Below are 15,343 nucleotides of genomic sequence, written 5' to 3' on the forward strand. Positions count from 1 at the left end.
AGCCTCTTGGACGGCACCGCCTCCCTGGCGCTGACCGATTACGACCTCATCCTGTGCCGCAACGTCCTGATCTACTTCCGCCCGGACGTGCGGGCCCTGGTGCGGGCGCTGGCCCAGCGCCTGCGGCCCGGCGGCTGGCTGCTGCTCGGCCATGCCGAGCCGAACCCCGCCTTCGCGGAGTTCCGGCATCGCCCCGTCCTCCCGGCGGCGATAGGCGGCGGTGCCCGGGAGGGCGACGGCGTCCAGGAACTCCGCGAAGGCGGGGTTCGGCTCGGCATGGCCGAGCAGCAGCCAGCCGCCGGGCCGCAGGCGCTGGGCCAGCGCCCGCACCAGGGCCCGCACCACGTCCGGGTGGAAGTAGATCAGGACGTTGCGGCACAGGATGAGGTCGTAATCGGTCAGCGCCAGGGAGGCGGTGCCGTCCAAGAGGCTCATCAGGTTCTGCGGCTCGAACCGCGCGAGGCTCCGGAACTCGGGACGCAGGGCGAAGGTGCCCTCCCGCGGACCCGGCCGGAAGTAGCGCCCGCGCTCCTCCGCCCCGAGGGTGCGCAGGGCCCAGGCGCCGTAGACCGCCCGCCGGGCCACCGCCAGCGCGTCGCGGTTGAGGTCGGTGCCGGTGAGCCCGATGCGCCAGTCGGCGAACCGCTCGCCGAGCAATTCGTGCAGGACGATCCCGACCGAGTAGGTCTCCGGGCCGGTGGAGCAGCCGGCGCTCCAGATCCGCAGCCGCCGCTCGGCGCCCCGCGCGGCGAGGCGCTCGGGCAGGATCGTGGTCCGCAGGGCCGCGAATTGCTCGGCGTAGCGGAAGAAGAACGTCTCGCCGATGGTGACCTCTGCCTCCAGCGCCGCCCACTCGGCCTCCGATTCCTCCAGCAGCACGAGGTAGCCGGCGGGATCGGGCACGCCCCGGGCGCGCATGCGCCGGCCGACCCGCTCCCACAGGAGATCGTCCTTGTCGGCGTAGTAATGGTGGCCGGTGCGGGCGACGAGGCGCGCCTTCAAGGCCGCGAAGGCTGGATCGCCGGTCGGGACCGGCCGCGGATCCGGCATGTCCGGCTCAGGCCGCCCATTCGGCGAGGCGCGCCTGCGCGTCCCGCGTCTGCGCCGCCAGCCGCTCGCGCTCCTCGGCGAAGAGGATACGCTCGACCGCGAGCCCGTGCACCAGCCGCTCGCCCAGCCGGATCTCCGCGCCGACGCAGCCGTTCAGGGTGGTCTCGCCGGCGACCGGCCGGATCTGATCGTGGTCGACCCGCACGACATCCGCGACCCGGTCGACGAGGAGTGCCTGGGGCGCCTCGCCGTGGAGCAGGACGAGATGGCGGTAGAGCGCCTGACGGGCCGTGACCGGGCGGCCGAGACCGAACAGGACCGCGAGATCGATCACCGGCACGGCGGCTCCGGCGAGGTTGAGAAAGCCCGCCAGCGCCCCCGGCACCCCCGGCGGGCGCCACAGCCGGGGCAGGGGCAGGATCTCCCGCACCGCTCGGCGCGGCAGGGCGCAGTCCGTTCCGGCGATCGCGACCAACAGGTAGGCCGTCCCGGTCGTCATCCTGCACACCCCCCCCTTTGGGCCGAGCTTGAGCCGATCTCGGGGCCAAGCCCCCACATCCCAGATAGGGGAGGCGGGGGAAGTTTCCAAACCGCCCGGGTCGGCACCCTGTCGGCCCGCGCCGGAGGTGTTATGAGGCGCCGCCCGAGGCGAGAGGAGCGGCCCCGTCATGATCGAGATCCGGCAGGTCGGCCATGCCTTCGGGGAGCGCGTGGTGTTGCGCGACCTCACCCTCGACCTGAGGGAGCGGCGCATCGCCGTGGTGGGCGGCAATGGCAGCGGCAAGAGCACCTTCGCGCGGCTGCTCAACGGCCTGCTGCTGCCCTCCCGGGGAATCGTGCGGGTCGACGGACTCGACACGCGCCGCGACGGCAAGGCGGTGCGCCGCAAGGTCGGCTTCGTGTTCCAGAATCCCGACAACCAGATCGTGCTGCCGGTGGTCGCGGAGGATCTCGCCTTCGGGCTGACAAATCTCGGGCTGCCGAAGGACGAGATCGCCCGGCGCACGGACGAGGCGTTACGCCGCTACGATCTCTTCGCCTTGCGCGACCACCCGGCCCACCTGCTCAGCGGCGGCCAGAAGCAGTTGCTGGCGCTCGCCGGCGTGCTGGCGATGGCCCCCGACGTGATCGTGTTCGACGAGCCGACGACGCTCCTCGACCTGCGCAACAAGCGCCGGATCGCGCAGGCGATCGACGATCTGCCGCAGCGCGCGGTCGTGGTCTCGCACGACCTCGCCTTCCTGGAGCATTTCGACCGGGTGCTGGTGTTCGAGGACGGCCGCGTCGTCATCGACGACCGCCCCGCGGTCGCCCTGCCGGCCTATGTCGCGAGAATGTCGTGACGCCCTACCTGCCGGGGGAGAGCATCCTTCATCGCTGCCCGCCGGGGGCCAAGATCCTCGCGCTCGTCGTCGCCGGCACCGTCCTGTTCGGGCTGCCGCGGCTCGACCTCGCCCTCGCGGCCCTCCTCGTCACGGCGATGCTCTACCGGCTCGCCGGGATCCCAGCCCGCCTCGCGCTGGCGCAGTTGCGGCCGCTCGCCTGGATGCTGGCCGTGCTGGTCCTGGTCCAGCTCGCCCTCGATGGCTGGCTCGCCGGCCTGCTGGTCGCCGCCCGCCTCGTGGCGCTGATGCTGCTCGCCGGCCTCGTGACGCTGACGACCCGCGCCTCCGCCCTGATCGAGGCGCTGCAACGCGGTCTTTCCTGGCTCAGGCCGGTCGGGGTCGATCCCGCCAAGGCCGGTCTGGCCATCGCGCTCACCTTGCGCTTCATCCCGGTGCTCGCCGCCGTCGCCGCCGAGGTGCGCGAGGCGCAGCGCGCCCGGGGCCTGGAGCGCAGCCTGGTGGCGCTCACCGTCCCGGTCGTCGTGCGCCTGCTCAAGATGAGCGACGACATCGCGGCGGCGATCGAGGCGCGGTCCTACGACCCGCACGCGGCCGATGGCCGATCGTCGCCTCGGCCTGATCGCCAGACGGATTTCGGCCGGCGCCCATGACACCCGCCATCGTCAGTCCGGGCTCCGCTGCGCGGCCCCGGACTGACGATGGCGGGTGTCCGAGACAATCGGGCATCATCGCTCTCGCCCCGACGCTCCCTCCCTCACGCCAAGGACTCCCATGTCGACCCGGGACATCGTCTTCGTCGCGCTCTTCGCCGCCCTGACGGCGGCGCTCGGGCTGTTTCCGCCCGTGACCCTGCCGGTCATCGGCGTGCCGATCACCGCGCAGTCGATGGGGGTGATGCTGGCCGGCGCGATCGCGGGCGCGACCCGGGGCGGCGCCGCCTTGGCCCTGTTCGTCCTCCTGGTCTGCGCCGGGCTGCCGCTGATGGCCGGCGGGCGCGGCGGGCTCGGTATCGTCATGGGGCCGGGCGGCGGCTTCGTGCTGATGTGGCCGGTCGCCGCCTTCGTCATCGGCTTCCTCTACGAGCGCAGCCTGAAGACCCTGACGGTGTGGAAGGAGGCGCTGATCCTCGTCCTCGGCGGGGTCGTCCTCACCTACGCGGTCGGCATCCCGTGGATCGCGGCCGTGGCCCGGGTCGATCTCGCCAAGGCGGCGATCGGCTCGGCCTGGTTCCTGCCGGGCGACGCCGCGAAGGTCGTCGTCGTGGTGCTGATCGCCCGGGCGGTGCGCCGGGCCTATCCGACGCTCCCGCCGCGAGGGTGAGGAGCCGAGGTCAGGCGCCCGGCAGGGCGCGGCTGCCGGGCTTCACCGCCGGGATCGCGGCGAGGTCCGGCGGCAGCTGGTCGGCCGGGTAGTTCGGGATGTCGAGGGTGACGAGGGCGACCAGCGGCAGGCCGAGATCGGCCTTGCCGCCCGAGCGGTCGATCAGGCAGGCGGCGCCCACCACCTCGCCGGGCTCCCCGGTCAGGGCCGCCAGGCATTCGCGGGAGGACAGGCCGGTGGTGACGATGTCCTCGACCATCACCGCGCGGGCGCCCTTCGGGATCTGGAAGCCGCGGCGCAGGGCGAACGGCTTGCCGGGATCGCGCTCGACGAAGATCGCCCTGGCGCCCAGCGCCCGGGCGGTCTCGTAGCCCGGCACGATGCCGCCGATCGCCGGCGAGACGACGTAATCGACCCGGCCGTACCGATCGGCGATCCGCTCGGCGAGCGCGCCGCAGACCCGCGCCGTCCGCACCGGATCGGTGAAGATCGCCATCTTCTGGAGGAAGACCGCGCTGTGCAGCCCCGAGGAGAGCACGAAATGCCCTTCGAGCAGGGCTCCGGCGGAGCGGAATTCGGCGAGGACGTCGTCGGAGGTCATCGTACCGGGGGTCATGGTGGCCTTCAGTGGTCGGGGGGCATCACTGAATCGGGGCTTGTGGCAGCGCGCCCGTCCGGGTGCAATCCTGTCCCGCCGCGGGCAATGGGCCCGTGCCTCCATGAGAAAAGCCCCGGCGCAAACCGCACCGGGGCTCTTCATCGTCTCCCATGCACCGGGGCGAGGACCGCCCCGGTGCAACCGATCTCAGTAGTTGTACGCCCGCTCGCCGTGATCGGCGAGATCGAGGCCCTCGCGCTCCTCGTCCTGGGTCACGCGCAGGCCGACCACCACGTCGACGATCTTGTAGAGGATCGCCGAGCCGATGCCCGACCACAGGATGGTGAAGCCGACCGCCTTGGCCTGGGACAGGAAGGCCGGGCCGAACTCGTAGGCCGCGGCCACCAGCTCGCCGGGCTTCGTCGCGTAGTCGGGGGCGCCGACGCCGCCGAGAGCCGGATTGACCAGGATGCCGGTGGCGAGCGCGCCCAGGATGCCGCCGACGCAGTGCACGCCGAAGACGTCGAGGGAGTCGTCGTAGCCGAGGGCGTTCTTGACGGTCGAGCACATCACGAAGCAGACGGCGCCGGCGACGAGGCCGAGCACGATCGAGCCCATCGGGCCGGCGAAGCCGCAGGCCGGGGTGACGGCGACGAGGCCGGCGACCGCGCCCGAGAGCATGCCGAGCAGCGAGGGCTTGCCCTTGGCGACCCATTCGACGAGGAGCCAGGACAGGCCGGCCGCCGCGGTGGCCACGAAGGTGTTGATCATGGCCAAAGCCGCCGAGCCGTTGGCCTCGAGGTTCGAGCCGGCGTTGAAGCCGAACCAGCCGACCCAGAGCAGCGAGGCGCCGATCATCGTCATGGTGAGCGAGTGCGGGGCGAGCAGGTCGCGGCCGTAGCCGATGCGCTTGCCGATCATCAGGCAGCCGACGATGCCGGCGATGCCCGCATTGATGTGCACCACGGTGCCGCCGGCGAAGTCGAGCGCGCCCCACTTGAACAGCAGGCCGGCATCGGCGTTGACGGCGTCGAGGGCGTCCTGGGCCGCCTTCTTGGAGGCGTCGTCGGTGGCTGCCGCCAGCGCCTTGGCGGCGTTGCCGACCGCGTCGGGGCCGCCCCAGTACCAGACCATGTGCGCCATCGGGAAGTAGATGAAGACCAGCCACAGCAGGCAGAACAGCAGCAGGGCCGAGAACTTCATGCGCTCCGCGAAGGCGCCGACGATCAGCGCCGGGGTGATCATCGCGAACGTCATCTGGAAGCAGATATAGACGTATTCGGGGATGACGACGCCGTTCGAGAAGGTGGCGACGGTGGAGTTCGCGTCGACGCCGCGCAGGAACGCCTTCGAGAAGCCGCCGACGAAATCGTTGAGGCCGCCGCCATTGGTGAAGGCGAGGCTGTAGCCGAAGAACACCCAGACGATGCAGGCGAGGCTGACGATGGCGAAGACCTGGGTCAGCAGCGACAGCATGTTCTTGGTGCGGACGAGGCCGCCGTAGAACAGGGCGAGGCCGGGCACCGACATCATCAGCACCAGCGCGGACGAGATCAGCATCCAGGCGGTGTCGCCCTTGTTGGCCACCGGGGCGGCCGCCGCAGCCGCGGCCGGCGCGGCCGCGGGGGTCGGCGTCTGCGCCAGGGACGGCTCCACCAGGACCAGCGCCAGCGCGGCGCCTCCCAGGCCCAGAGCCAGGACGTTGCGAAGCTTCATGGAAGAGGAACTCCCGATGGAATCAAAGGCAATGCCGTGAAGGACGTCTGGCAGGGCATCGTCACCGCCCCGCCCGGATGGCGAGCTAAGCAGATTTGCGGAGCGCAGCTCTGCCTGTTGCGTTATTGTTTCCGCATCATGTTCATTGCCGAGCCTGAGGCTGGTTCGGCAGCCGGGACTCAGAGGGCGTCGACGTCGGTCTCGCCGGTGCGGATACGCACGGCTTTCTCGAGCGGCATGACGAAGATCTTGCCGTCGCCGATCTGACCGGTGCGGGCCGCAGCCGCGATGGTGTCGACGACGTTCGAGACGAGGTCGGTGGCGACCGCCACCTCGATCTTGAGCTTGGGCAGGAAGCTGACGGCGTACTCGGCGCCGCGATAGATCTCGGTATGTCCCTTCTGCCGGCCGTAGCCCTTCACTTCGGTCACGGTCAGGCCGTGCACGCCGATGCTGGTGAGGGCGTCGCGGACCTCCTCCAGCTTGAACGGCTTGATGATGGCCATGACGATCTTCATGGGACGAGCCCCCTTTCGATTTGGCGTCTCCTCCCGGGCGAGCCGGGCGAGGCATGATCCGGCGCCGAGGTGATCCTGCTGGGCCCCCGCACCGGTCTCGGACGGGAATAATCAAGGAACGTGCCACGGATGACCCGCGAACTTACGGACAAGCTGCCCGGTTCCTGGGCCGATTGCGGATAATGAAGCCGTTCCCGGCGGCAGTGCCGATGAAAAAACCATCACGTGCCTAAATCAAAAGCAGCGACGGTTCAGGCGCCGGGTTCAGGGCGATGCGCGCGTCGCGGATCAGACCGGCTGCGCGGCCGAGTCCACCAGGATGTCGTCGCGGGCGAGGGTCGGGCCGCCCGACACGCGCCGGTCGTCCGTGGCGGGCCGCGCGCCATCGTGCGGGAGATGGCGGCGACCGCGCCGGTGATTCGCGGGATCATCCGGCCGGACGCCGATCATGGTTTTCGACAACCGACGGCATGATTTGTCAAGCACGAAGACACCAAAACGAAAATCAATTCATCGTTATTTTACAATATAAGATAGTCATTTCCAAAATCGATATCAATTAAGTCTCGTATCATTTATCGAATCACAATAAACGAAGGGCACGGCGCAATCGCGCCGATCCGAGGTTCCCATGGCCAAGACAGCAGCAGAAATCATCGATCTTGGAAGTGCGATGAACAATCCGCTCCGGCCTGATGATATGCATACGGAGATGAATGGTGTCGCCGGCGCCATCGCGATGTTGCAGACCTACGCCACGCTGACGACGCAACAGGCTGACCTCGATCCGAGAACGCTCGGCGATGTCGGCGCCACCCTGATGCCGAAGCTCGTCCAGCACCAGAAAGCCGCGAAGCGGAATGCCGCCCTGCTTCTGCGGACGGTGGGGCCGGAACTGATCACCGGGCTGACCGACGTCATCGCCTTCAGCAGCATGGTGCAGTCGTTCGGCCACGCGATGATGCCGCCGCTCCATGCGGTGACCGCGAAGCCGGCAGCCCGCGAGCAGGTCCAGGGGCTCCTCGCCCAGCTCGACCTCGACGCCGGCAAGCGGGCGGCGGCGTCGCGGGCCCTCACGGCCAAGCTGGCGACCGCCCTGGAACAGGCCCATGCCGATTCCAAGAACCTGGCCGCCGACTACGAAGAGGCGCAGCGCGTGCTCGGGACCGAGGGCGCGGCGCATGCCGAGGTGCAGCAGCAGATCGCCGATCTGAGGCGCAAGATCAGCGGCGAGATCGCCGGCGTGGTGATCTCGGCCCTCGTCACGACGGCCGGCTTCGTGGCGATCGGGGTCGGTGCCCTCGCCACCCTGCCGACGGGCTTCACCAGCGAGGCGGTCGTCCTGGCGGGGGTCGGCATCGCGGCGGGGGGCATCGCGGGGCTCACGACGGCGGCCGCCGCTCTGGCCAGCGACAACGGAACCCTCGCCGATCTCTACCAGCGCTCGGCGGCGCTCAGCCTGACCCTGACCCTCGTCGATTCCATCGGCGCCCAGGTCCGGACGGTGGAGACGGCGGTGGACGAGACGAAGACGGCCCTCGGGTCTCTGACCTCCGAATGGGCCTCGATCCAGGCGGGGATCGCCAGCTTCCGGCAGGAGGTCGCGAAAGCCTCGGATGCCAGCGACACGGCGCATCTCACCGCGGCCCTCCACCTCGCCCAGCGCGACTGGGCCGCGATCAGCCAGCAGGCGCAAGGGCTGCTCACCCGCCTCGTCGAGCTGGCGCCCCGGCCGGTCAACCACGTCACGGCGATGGACGCCGCCGCCTGATCGAGACGCAATCCGGACGATCACGCCCGGATGTCGCTGCATCCCAACGGTCGCCGACAGCCACCTTTGATTGCAGTCTCACGGTCTCGCCAAGGTTCACCGTCCGGCCCAAGGTTCCGGACGCCTGGGCTTGGCCTCGACATGTCGAGATCGGGCAATGGCCTCGTCGAAGGTGGACGTCCCCGAGGCCGACATCGATGCGTCGGCCTCGGAGACCGTTGGCCTCACAAGCTCGCGCGGCCTTCGCGCAACGCCGACATCCGCATCGCGACGGCGATTGCGTCGCACGCGCCGCGCGATCGGTCGGATGTCGCAGGGCCCCGATTCCGTCACGACAGCTCACAGGATCCGCTCCATGGCCACCATCACCACCTTCCGCTCGCTCGCCAACATGGACAGCAAGTCCATTGCGACTCTCGGCGATACCGTCACGCAATCCGCCTCCGCCGGATTGCTGGTGCAGAGCTACTGCACGCAAGTGGCGCAGCAGCCGATGATCGTGATCCCGGATTCGGTCGCCGCGAAGCTGCCGCCGATCGGTAAGCAGCTCGAGACCGCGCAGGCCAATGCCAGCGCCTACCTGAAGACGGTGCAGCCCCAGATCATCGGCGTCGTCACCGATGTCGGCGGCTATGCGCAGCAATTCACCGTCTTCAACACCCTGATCAACGGCAAGATCGAAGCCTGGAAGGGCGGCTCGTCCAATGCCAAGGCCGAAGCCCTGGTGCTGCTCCAGCAGTTGCAGCGCGACCTCGACGGCAAGGTGATCAAGGTCGCCGGCGTGCGGACCTCGCTGGAGGACTTCCGGGGCAAGCTCAACACCGACATCTCGAACTTCAACACCGCCGCGCAGCAGGCCGCCCTGGTGATCGAGGGCAGCACGGGGGCGATCGCCGAGCTGAGCAACCAGATCGACGACATGAACAAGCGGATCGCCGGCGCCGCGGCCGGCGTCGCGATCAGCGGCCTCGTGATGATCGGGGGCGGGCTGATGATCGCCTTGGGCGCCATCGGGACGGTCTTCACCGGGGGCGCCAGCACGCCGCTGATCATCGCGGGCGTCGCGGTGACGGTCCTCGGTGCGGCGGGCCTGACCGCCTCGTCGGTCGTCCTCGCCAAGCTGATCGAGGCCAAGAGCGGCCTGCTCACCCAGCAGGCGCAGCTCAACGGGACCGTGACGTTCCTGACGGACTTCAAGGGAACGATGGGGACCCTCGGCAGCTCCGCCGCCACCGCCGCCCAGCAGCTCACCAACATGAAGAACGCCTGGGACATCCTGGGCGGCAACCTGGGCAACGTCGTCGCCTCGGTCCAGAGCGCGCAGACCTACTCCGACCTCCCGGTCGTCGTGCAGGCGTATCTCAACACGGCCGCGTCGCAATGGACGACGGTGCTGGGGAACGTCACCACCATCCAGAACCAGATGTCGGGCGTGAAGTCCGTCAAGGTGCCGGGCGGCCAGGCCGGGATGGGGGCGCTCACCGTCGCCGCGTTGCAGAACCTGCGCGCCGCCTGAGCGATCGGCCGGACGGGTTCGTCCGGAGGACGGATGATCCCGACGGCCGACAGCCGGCCGGCGCCCGGACCGGGCGCCGGCCTCACCGATGCCCGGCCGACCGGGCCGAGGGAGCCTCCATGTTCCAGACGCTCATCGACAACGCCGCCCGGGCGGCGAAGGCGGTCGCCGACACGCCGCACCTGCCGCCCGAGGCGGATGGCCTGCGCGCCCACGCCGCCGATTTCCCCGCCGCGGTGGCACCGCCGCTCGGCGCCATGGCGGCGCAGATCGGCGCCTTCGCCGGCACCGCCTGCGAGACGGCGGAGAGGCTGAAGCCCTTGATCGACGCCTGGGGGGCCGGGGACGAGCACGTCCGCGACGCCATCCTGGCCGTCCTCTCGGATCTCACCAAGCGCCTGTCCGATGCGATCGCGGCGGATCAGGCCGCCTTCGCCGTCCTGTCGCGGTACCGCGACCAGATCCTGGCCGACCAGCGCCAGGTGGCGCAGATCGCCCGGGACGTGGCGGTCCGCATCGATGTCCTGCGCACCCGGCTCGACCAGGCCCGGGACGAGGCCGAGACCCAGCGCAAGCGCCTCACGATCCTGCGGGCGATCCCGTTTCCGCTCCCTTGGGTCGTCGCCGAGATCGTCAGCCTGATCGGATCCGGCCACACGATGGAGCAGGAGCTGTCCAGCCTGTACAGGCAGCAGGCCGACTTGCAGGGCCAGGCCGCGGCTGCGGCCGGGGGCGCGACCGCCGTGCAGGGCTTTGCCGGCCAGCTCGCCGTTCTGGAGACCGCGACGCAGAACCTTGTCACCTTCGCGAGTGCCGCCCAGGGCAACATGATGCAGATGATGCAGGCCCTGACGGGCGGCGCCGGCAGCGCCGTGCCGGTCGTCGTCCACGCCTATCTGGCGACGCTCGCGGCCGAGGCGCGGAGCATCCAGCACTATCTCGCGGACGGGTGACCCGGGCCGCCGCGGGAGGTCTGGCGGAAGTGGCGAGGGATCGGGAGAAAGCGCCGCCGCCGGCCGCGCCGCATTGACAGACGGGCCGGATCCTGGCTCGGTCCCGGAAGCGGGACGGTCGGCCCCGGCGAGCATCGCGGCGCCGCGACTCCGGACCCGCGACGCGTCCCTGTCCCTCGGAACCCGTGTCCCGGCTTCTCGACCCTCCCTGTCCGGCACGGGCGACCGACCCGATCTCCGCGCCCTCCCGCGCTGGCCGTCTCGCCCTCTGGTCCGGCCGGCCGATGCGGGCGCGGCTGATGGTGGTCGTCGTCCTGATGAATCTGCTGGCGGCGGCGATCTCCGGCGCCGTCATCATCCACAAGGCCCGCACCGCCACCGAGGTCGAGACCGCCTCCTCGATGGCGGTGGTCGAGCCGTTGGTGGCCGAGACCCTGCAAGCCGTGCAGGACGCGCCGCTGCACGGCCTGTTCCGCACCCTCGCCCTGCGCTTCCGCGGCCTGCGCCACGTGCGGGTGACCCTGCTCGATTCCGGCAACCAGCCGGTGGAAGCCGGCGGGCGGCGGGAGGGCACGCGGCGGGCCCCGCGCTGGTTCGCGGCGCTGATCGCCCCGCCGGCGCAACGCCACGAGGTGCCGCTGATGCTGCGCGGCGCCCGCATCGGCACCGCCCTTGTCACCGCCGAGCCCTCCGACGAGATCGACGAGGTCTGGGGCTACGCCCTGGCGCTCGGCCTCACCGGCCTGTCCCTGAGCCTCGCCATGCTGGCGATCCTGAGCCTCGCCTTCGGGCGGATCCTGAGCCCGCTCGCCCAGCTCGCCGCCGGGCTGACCCGGCTGGAGCAGCAGGATTACGATGCCCGCGTCGGCCGGCCCGATACGCGCGAACTGGCGGTGATCGCCACCGGCTTCAACCGCCTTGCCGAGGCGCTCGGCGCCGCGCGGGCCGCCAACCTGCGGCTCACCCGGCGCCTCCTCACCGCCGAGGAGGACGAGCGCCGGCGCACCGCCCTCGAACTCCATGACGAGTTCGGCCCGTGCCTGTTCGCGCTGGAGGCCAATTCCTCCTCGATCGCCCGCATCGCCGCGACCCTCGACGAGCCGGCCCGCGCCCGCCTGACCCAACGCACCGACGACATCGCGGCGATCGTCAAGCGGGTGCAGACCATCAACCGGGCCCTGCTCAACCGCCTGCGCCCGGCCGGCCTCGGCCAGGTGCCGCTCGCCCGCTGCCTCGAACTCCTGGTGCGCGAGGCGGCGCGCCACCATCCCGAGGTCGTGGTCGAGGGCCGCTTCGCGCCGTTGAAGGCGGGCTATGGCGACCTCGTCGACCTCACCGTCTATCGCTGCGTGCAGGAGGGGCTGACCAACGCGCTGCGCCATGCCGGCGCGGCGCGGGTGACCGTGGCGGTGGCCGAGGAGGAGGGCAGCCTGCGCCTCACCGTCGACGACGACGGGAGCGGATTGGCGGTCGATCCGGGCGAGGGGCGGGGCGAGGGACGCGGCCTTGCCGGGATGCGCGAGCGGGTCGAGGGGTTGGGCGGCCGCCTCGCCTTGGTGCCGCGCGCGCCGGGCACGTCCCTGCGGATCACGCTCCCGGCCGAGACGCCCGAGGAGGAAGCCCCGTGACCCGCGTCGTCGTCATCGACGATCACCCGATCGTGCTCCAGGGCGCCCGGCGCCTGCTCGAGGATGCGGGGGCCGAGGTCCGGACGGCGGCCTGCCTGCCGGCGGGCTACCGCGCGATCCTGCGCCTTCGCCCCGCGGTGGCGGTGATCGACCTGACCTTCCCGGGCCGCGAGCTGGCGGGGCTCGCACTGATCGGGCGGGTGCGCAAGCGCGTGCCGGCCACCCGCGTGATGGTGTTCAGCATGCATGCCGACCCGGCGATCGTCGCCCGGGCGCTCGCCGCCGGCGCCATCGGCTACGTGCTCAAGGATGCGCCCGCCGGCGACCTGGTGCGGGCCTACGAGCAGGTCCGGTCCGGGCGGCCCTCCCTCGACGGGCGGCTCGCCACCGAGGTCGCCCTGCTCCAGGCCGATCCGCACCGCTCCCTGCTCGGTGGTTTGAGCGCGCGCGAGCGCCGCATCCTGGCGCTCCTGGCGGAGGGGCGGGGCTATGCGGCGATCGCCGCGGATCTGTCGGTCAGCTACAAGACGGTGACGAATGCGTGCGCGGCTTTGCGCCAGCGGCTCGGGGTGGCGACCCTGACCGAGCTGACGCATTTCGCGGTCCGGCACGGGGCGGAGCTGCGGTGAAGACGGGCGCGTCCTGCCTCCGCAGATTTCGCCGAAGTGGTCACCGGTTCGGCAGCAAAAATCGGCGATCGAACAAGAACCTAAGCGGGCGACGCGTTGGCCTGCCAACGCACGTCTGCTTCGGACGGCAGCCCCAAGACGGAAGGGCAGCCCATGATGCGGCTCGTGACGCTCGCCCTTGCGGCACTCACGTATGGCTGGCTGGCATCGGTGCTGTTTGGTGATCCCGTGAAGCCGCTCGCTCTGGCGACGTTCTGGTCTGAACGGCTCGGCCTCGCGCATTGGCGCTTGCTCGCGGCGCTCGGCATTGCAGTCTCCGCTGTGGTCTTCGCACAGCCCTTCCGGAACGTCGTCCCCGATGCGCTACGGCCGTCGGCCTTCGTGATCGTCGCCGTTCTCCTTCCGACCGCGCTCGTGGGCGTCCTCGCGGATCGGGTCAGGCATCGCGCCGTTGAGGCATTCGGCGCTGACGCTGTCGAAGAGCAATCATTCTTCACCTCCCTCTCCGAGGCGCCGAAAGATTTTCAGTTTTTCCTGCACACGGCCGTGGTCAAGGATTGTAGATTCTACGCTTGGAGCTACCGGGATCTCGCGTTCTACGCGATACCTCTGGACGCCATCGGCAATGTCGTGCCGCAAGCGTGGCGCAAGCGGTGCGGGTTCGAGGTCGAGCGACCCTGATCGTCGCTCGACGGTCCCGTCAATTGCAGATCCACGCGGGCCGCTACAACGCCTCGCCCCGCATCAACCGCGGCTGGCGCCCGCGCAAGCCCGCCGCCTCGCGGATGAACAGCCGCTTCAATCCCGGCAGCCGGTCGACGAGGCCGAGGCCGAGGTCGCGGGCGAGGCGGACCGGCAGCGCATCGTTGGAGAACAGGCGGTTGAGGCCATCGGTCGCTGCGCCCATCGCGAGCGTGTCGAAGCGCCGGCTGCGCTCGTAGGTCTCCAGGGCTTCAGGCCCCCCCGGATCGAGGCCGAGGCGCATCGTATCCGTCAGGGCCTCCGCCAGGGCGGCGGCGCTGCGCAGGCCCAGATTCAGGCCCTGGCCGGCGATCGGGTGGATGACGTGGGCGGCGTCGCCCAGGAGCAGCAGGCGCTTCGCGCCGAAGCGCCGGGCGATGCCGAAGGAGAGCGGATAAGCCTTGAGCGGCGATTCCAGGGCCAGGCGGCCGAGGCCCAGCCCGAAGCGCCGCTCGACCTCCATCAAAGCCTCGTCTGGCCCGCCGCCGAGGAGGGCCGGCACCTCGGATTGCCGCTCGGTCCAGACGATCGAGGAGCGGTGGCCGAGCGATCCGCCCGGAGGCAGCGGCAGCACCGCGAAGGGGCCGGAGGGCAAGAAGTGCTCGATTGCCCGGCCCTCGTGGTCGCGCTCATGCGCCACCGTCGCGACGATGCCCGATTGCGGATAGGACCAGCCGACCCAGCCGATGCCGGCAGCCTCGCGCAGGCGCGAGCGGGCGCCGTCCGCCGCGACGACGAGATCGGCCCGGATCGACCGGCCGTCCGGCAGGCGCGCAGTGATCCGGTCGGGCTCCGGAACGGCCGCCGCGACGGGGCTCGGCTCCAGCACCACGCCCGAAGCGACCGCGGCCTCCCGCAGGGCGGCGAGCAGGCCGCCGCCCTCGATCATGTGGGCGAAGGGCTCGCCCTCGGCCACCTCGCCCTCGAAGGTCAGGAAGGTCGGCCGCACCGGATCGGCGAGGCGGCTGTCGGTGATGACCATCTGGCGGATCGGCTGCGCGCCCGGGGAGACCGCGTCCCAGACGCCGAGACGCGCCAGCATCCGCCGGGCGGCGGCGGCGACCGCATAGGCGCGCAGGTCCGGCGGGGCATCCGTCCGGCCGAAGGCCGGATCGCAGACCGTGACCCGCACGGCCTCGCCGAGGGCCTGGCGCAAGGCCAGGGCGAGGGCGAGCCCCGGCAGCCCGCCGCCCGCGACCACGATCTCCCGCGCCGTCCCCCGCCGCCCGCTCACGCCGTCACCCTGCACCATGTCGCGATCGCCTGCTGCTCGTTCGGTGGGCAGGCTCATAGCACATGGCGGGCCCGTGCGTCGCTTGACGGTGCGCCTCGGCCTGCGTCAGCGATGCGCGCCCTCTCCCTTAAGCAGACTTGCGTTGGCAGGCCAACGCTTCGTCCGCTTGGGGTCTTGTTTGATCGCAGATTTTTGCCGCCGAACCGGTGACCACTGCGGCGAAATCTGATTAGCCCGGATCCCGGCCTCCGGCGATCCAGCACGGTCGGCCGATCGCCTCGCGATCGGCCGCCGACCCTGTCGAGGAAGATGGGCTTCGCGCG

General features: G+C 70.8%; 14 protein-coding genes and 1 pseudogene. 9 read left to right on the top strand and 6 right to left on the bottom strand.

Going from position 1 to position 15,343, the window contains the following annotated elements:
- Positions 1–197: 197 nt before the first annotated feature.
- Both VP06_RS00520 and VP06_RS00525 read right to left on the bottom strand, forming a co-directional pair.
- Positions 198–1,050 (bottom strand): annotated as a pseudogene (locus VP06_RS00520) (CheR family methyltransferase); the annotation flags it as partial.
- 7 nt (positions 1,051–1,057) lie between these two features.
- Positions 1,058–1,549 carry a chemotaxis protein CheW gene (locus tag VP06_RS00525; RefSeq protein WP_048461877.1) on the bottom strand — a complete coding sequence of 164 codons (492 nt, stop codon included), beginning with the start codon at positions 1,547–1,549 and terminating at the stop codon, positions 1,058–1,060.
- Between the two features lie 169 nt (positions 1,550–1,718).
- Between VP06_RS00525 and VP06_RS00530 the strand changes: the two genes are divergently transcribed.
- The 3 genes from VP06_RS00530 to VP06_RS00540 all read left to right on the top strand — a co-directional run bounded on the left by VP06_RS00530 (position 1,719) and on the right by VP06_RS00540 (position 3,716).
- Positions 1,719–2,393, top strand: coding sequence for an energy-coupling factor ABC transporter ATP-binding protein (locus VP06_RS00530; RefSeq protein ID WP_048461878.1), 675 nt, complete (start codon positions 1,719–1,721; stop codon positions 2,391–2,393).
- Positions 2,390–3,046 carry an energy-coupling factor transporter transmembrane component T family protein gene (locus tag VP06_RS00535; protein ID WP_048461879.1) on the top strand — a complete coding sequence of 219 codons (657 nt, stop codon included), beginning with the start codon at positions 2,390–2,392 and terminating at the stop codon, positions 3,044–3,046. The genes VP06_RS00530 and VP06_RS00535 overlap by 4 nt, the downstream gene beginning before the upstream one ends.
- Before the next feature lie 121 nt (positions 3,047–3,167).
- Positions 3,168–3,716 (top strand): biotin transporter BioY, encoded by a 549-nt coding sequence (locus tag VP06_RS00540; RefSeq protein ID WP_048461880.1) that lies wholly within the window; start codon positions 3,168–3,170, stop codon positions 3,714–3,716.
- 10 nt (positions 3,717–3,726) lie between these two features.
- On the opposite strand, the gene pyrE is transcribed toward VP06_RS00540, so the two are convergent.
- The 3 genes from pyrE to VP06_RS00555 form a co-directional block, all read right to left on the bottom strand.
- Entirely contained in the window at positions 3,727–4,317 is a 591-nt protein-coding gene (pyrE, locus tag VP06_RS00545; protein WP_048461881.1) for an orotate phosphoribosyltransferase, read from the bottom strand.
- Between the two features lie 204 nt (positions 4,318–4,521).
- On the bottom strand, positions 4,522–6,030 hold the full coding sequence (locus VP06_RS00550) for an ammonium transporter (protein ID WP_048461882.1): 1,509 nt from the start codon (positions 6,028–6,030) through the stop codon (positions 4,522–4,524).
- A gap of 179 nt (positions 6,031–6,209) precedes the next feature.
- Positions 6,210–6,548, bottom strand: coding sequence for a P-II family nitrogen regulator (locus VP06_RS00555; RefSeq protein ID WP_048461883.1), 339 nt, complete (start codon positions 6,546–6,548; stop codon positions 6,210–6,212).
- A gap of 700 nt (positions 6,549–7,248) precedes the next feature.
- Between VP06_RS00555 and VP06_RS00560 the strand changes: the two genes are divergently transcribed.
- From VP06_RS00560 to VP06_RS00585, 6 genes are all read left to right on the top strand, one after another.
- On the top strand, positions 7,249–8,319 hold the full coding sequence (locus tag VP06_RS00560; protein WP_280950148.1) for an HBL/NHE enterotoxin family protein: 1,071 nt from the start codon (positions 7,249–7,251) through the stop codon (positions 8,317–8,319).
- 355 nt (positions 8,320–8,674) lie between these two features.
- Positions 8,675–9,835 carry an HBL/NHE enterotoxin family protein gene (locus VP06_RS00565; RefSeq protein WP_048461885.1) on the top strand — a complete coding sequence of 387 codons (1,161 nt, stop codon included), beginning with the start codon at positions 8,675–8,677 and terminating at the stop codon, positions 9,833–9,835.
- A gap of 119 nt (positions 9,836–9,954) precedes the next feature.
- Positions 9,955–10,788 (top strand): hypothetical protein, encoded by an 834-nt coding sequence (locus VP06_RS00570; protein ID WP_048461886.1) that lies wholly within the window; start codon positions 9,955–9,957, stop codon positions 10,786–10,788.
- 284 nt (positions 10,789–11,072) lie between these two features.
- Positions 11,073–12,416, top strand: coding sequence for an ATP-binding protein (locus VP06_RS38455; protein WP_082167075.1), 1,344 nt, complete (start codon positions 11,073–11,075; stop codon positions 12,414–12,416).
- Positions 12,413–13,045 (top strand): response regulator, encoded by a 633-nt coding sequence (locus VP06_RS00580; RefSeq protein WP_048461887.1) that lies wholly within the window; start codon positions 12,413–12,415, stop codon positions 13,043–13,045. The genes VP06_RS38455 and VP06_RS00580 overlap by 4 nt, the downstream gene beginning before the upstream one ends.
- Positions 13,046–13,198: 153 nt before the next feature.
- Positions 13,199–13,726 (top strand): hypothetical protein, encoded by a 528-nt coding sequence (locus VP06_RS00585; protein WP_048461888.1) that lies wholly within the window; start codon positions 13,199–13,201, stop codon positions 13,724–13,726.
- A gap of 43 nt (positions 13,727–13,769) precedes the next feature.
- Here the strand turns inward: VP06_RS00585 and VP06_RS00590 are convergent, their stop codons facing one another.
- Positions 13,770–15,038: an FAD-dependent monooxygenase gene (locus VP06_RS00590; RefSeq protein WP_048461889.1), complete on the bottom strand. Its 1,269-nt coding sequence runs from the start codon at positions 15,036–15,038 to the stop codon at positions 13,770–13,772.
- Between the last annotated feature and the right edge of the window lie 305 nt (positions 15,039–15,343).

The sequence above is a fragment of the Methylobacterium aquaticum genome, from assembly GCF_001043915.1.
Classification (GTDB): Bacteria; Pseudomonadota; Alphaproteobacteria; order Rhizobiales; family Beijerinckiaceae; genus Methylobacterium; species Methylobacterium aquaticum.